The following is a 2,620-nucleotide window of genomic DNA, read 5'->3' on the forward strand; positions in this document are numbered from 1 at the left end:
AGGTGTGTAGTCTTCACGCTCTAGAAAGCGATTTACACTATCATGCGAGATATTATAAGTCTCGGCAAGTTGTGTGCAGCTAATAGAGTTCGGTTCTGTCATGAGAAAGCCCATATAAATGGGTAATGTACAAGTTGCTGTAGAAGCATGTTTAATTCGTCTGATCACAGATACTTTATAAAGTATTTTAATACTTTTTTGAATCAGTCAATGCGTAAGTCCTAATATATATAAAAAAAGAGGTTATAAAAAACCTCTTTTTGTACAATTTACAATCTAAACCGTTAAAGGCATATAAATGAGCTGCATTTTTCGATGTTTATGTAATTGTTTTTTTAATTTTTCAGACAATTTTTTGATCGAGGTATACATATCATCAGCGCACGCTTGTGCAAAAAGTTCTGTCCCAGGTAATCGTATAATCGCTTCCGCAATATGATTATCACTACCTTTTTTTGAACGTTTATCAACCTGATGATCTTTAGTCAGTTTGACTTGCATACTATTGACCTGATCTAAATGTTTGGTCATTTCCGCAAATTTAAGACGAATATTTTCTTCTATTGCTGGCGTAATTGTTAAATGATGGCCACGAATTGTAATCTGCATAATTCTATCCCTCACCTTCTTTCAGGACTGGAAAAGTTCAAGCCGAATCATCCAACTCAATATGCGAAGCATACATTTACACAATCAGATCATTTCGGCCATTCCTTATAAAAAAAGAGATTCATTATTTCGTCATAATGAACCTCTAGAATAGTCAGATTTTCAAATTTAGATCAACACTTTTCGCTCTGAAGATGATGGAATATGTAACGATTCACGATACTTCGCAACTGTACGACGAGCAACATCAATACCTTCTGCATTAAGCAAAACTGCAATTGCATTATCAGACAAAGGCTTACGTGTATTTTCTTCTGCAATCAACTTTTTAATTTTTGCACGAATTGCCGTCGAAGACGCTTCCCCACCAGACGATGTTCCAACATGACTTGAGAAGAAATATTTCAACTCAAATAATCCACGTGGTGTGAGCATATATTTATTTGTGGTTACACGGGAAACTGTGGATTCATGAAGTTCAACTTCTTCCGCAATATCTCGCAGGACCAAAGGCTTCATTGCCTCAGGCCCTTGTTCAAAGAACGCTCGTTGATGCTCAACAATACAAGTTGCTACTTTTAATAAAGTTTTATGTCGTTCATCAATACTTTTAATGAAATTCTTAGCTTCAAGCATTTGATTACGTAAATATTGATTGTCATCGCTTTGATCAGCACGCTTGATCATATTGGCATAGAAAGAATTCACCCGTAGTTTTGGCATTACATCAGGATTTAACTGTACCAACCAATGTTCATTCTTTTTTAGTACCACAACATCTGGAATTTGATAGTCTGAATCTTTATCTTCAAACTCTTGCCCTGGATGTGCTTTTAAGGTTTTTAACAAAGAAATGGCAAGTTTAAGTTGTTCCGTATTTAAACCGGTTTGCTTAATCAACTTGGGTAATTCATTGGTAATCAGCAACTCATAATTTTTTAATAATAAAATAGCTTCATATCGATATTCGATATGCTCAGGAAGATTTTCAACTTGTACCATTAAACATTCAGCGAGATTACGTGAACCTACCCCTAAAGGATCTAGACGCTGAATATGCTTTAAAACCACCAAAACTTCGTCATCTTCGACTTCTTCTTCATAATCCATAGAATCTAAAAGATGCTGAACAGATTGGGTAATTTCATTTAAGTCACAATCTAAAAAACCTTTGTTATCTAAAGCATCGATAATACAGTGTGCAATTAGTTTATCGATCACAGAAAAGTGTAAAAGATTAACTTGCTCAAGCATATGTGCTTGTAAACTTTGATGCCCCTGCCGATTATCTTCGCGCTCTTCAAATTCAGCAGCACCTAAACTTGTAGGTTGATGCGTATAAACATCATCCCACTCCGTATCTACCGGTAACTCATCAGGCAAATGATCGGCATTTAATTCATTGGTTAAGTCTTTATTTTCCCTTTCTTGTTCTTGTAAGCTATTTAAACTTTCAACGGTATTTTGTTCTTCAACTTTCTCTAATAGAGGATTACTGTCGAGTTGGATTTGAATTTCTTGTTCCAATTCCAAACTTGAAAGCTGTAATAAACGAATGGCTTGTTGTAATTGAGGTGTTAATGATAAGGAATTGGCAACCTTTAACCCCATCGCTAATTTCATTAATAACTCCCCCTATAATTAACCGCACTTTATAAGCAATTTTTATGCCGTTTTATTTTTTATAGCATAATTTCGAAGAGAACGCCCGATTTTTTGTCTTTTTTAGACACATTATTCAGCTAATTTATTCTTTTATTAGGAACAATTCGCCTTATAAATTAACTATATAATTAGATTTCTTATTCATTTTACTCCGGCTGTCACTGTATTTTTTGTTTTCCATTGTTCTTGTTATTTTTCCCGACATAAAAAAACACCCCTTGAGATATCAGGGGGTGTTTCGAATAATGAGCTGGCGATGACTTACTCTCACATGGGTAACCCCACACTACCATCAGCGCTAAGAGGTTTCACTTCTGAGTTCGGGAAGGGATCAGGTGGTTCACTC

2 protein-coding genes, 1 rRNA gene and 1 pseudogene are annotated in these 2,620 nt (G+C 35.3%); all 4 read right to left on the reverse strand.

Annotated elements, in window-relative coordinates; all coding sequences use genetic code 11:
* Positions 1 to 168, reverse strand: a pseudogene (locus tag FTU05_RS18020) (IS701 family transposase); the annotation flags it as partial.
* A 108-nt stretch (positions 169 to 276) separates the two neighbouring features.
* Entirely contained in the window at positions 277 to 609 is a 333-nt protein-coding gene (hpf, locus tag FTU05_RS17470; protein WP_078191195.1) for a ribosome hibernation-promoting factor, HPF/YfiA family, read from the reverse strand.
* A gap of 168 nt (positions 610 to 777) precedes the next feature.
* Positions 778 to 2,232: an RNA polymerase factor sigma-54 gene (locus tag FTU05_RS17475; RefSeq protein WP_180008579.1), complete on the reverse strand. Its 1,455-nt coding sequence runs from the start codon at positions 2,230 to 2,232 to the stop codon at positions 778 to 780.
* A 290-nt stretch (positions 2,233 to 2,522) separates the two neighbouring features.
* Positions 2,523 to 2,620 (reverse strand): 5S ribosomal RNA (rrf, locus tag FTU05_RS17480); the annotation flags it as partial.

The organism is Acinetobacter sp. YH12049 (assembly GCF_013419875.1).
Taxonomy (GTDB): Bacteria; Pseudomonadota; Gammaproteobacteria; order Pseudomonadales; family Moraxellaceae; genus Acinetobacter; species Acinetobacter amyesii.

Bases quoted from the DNA above. Each gene is read 5' to 3' on its own strand.
- hpf (WP_078191195.1), bottom strand. From the start codon at position 609: ATGCAGATTACAATTCGTGGCCATCATTTAACAATTACGCCAGCAATA.
- FTU05_RS17475 (WP_180008579.1), bottom strand. From the start codon at position 2,232: ATGAAATTAGCGATGGGGTTAAAGGTTGCCAATTCCTTATCATTAACA.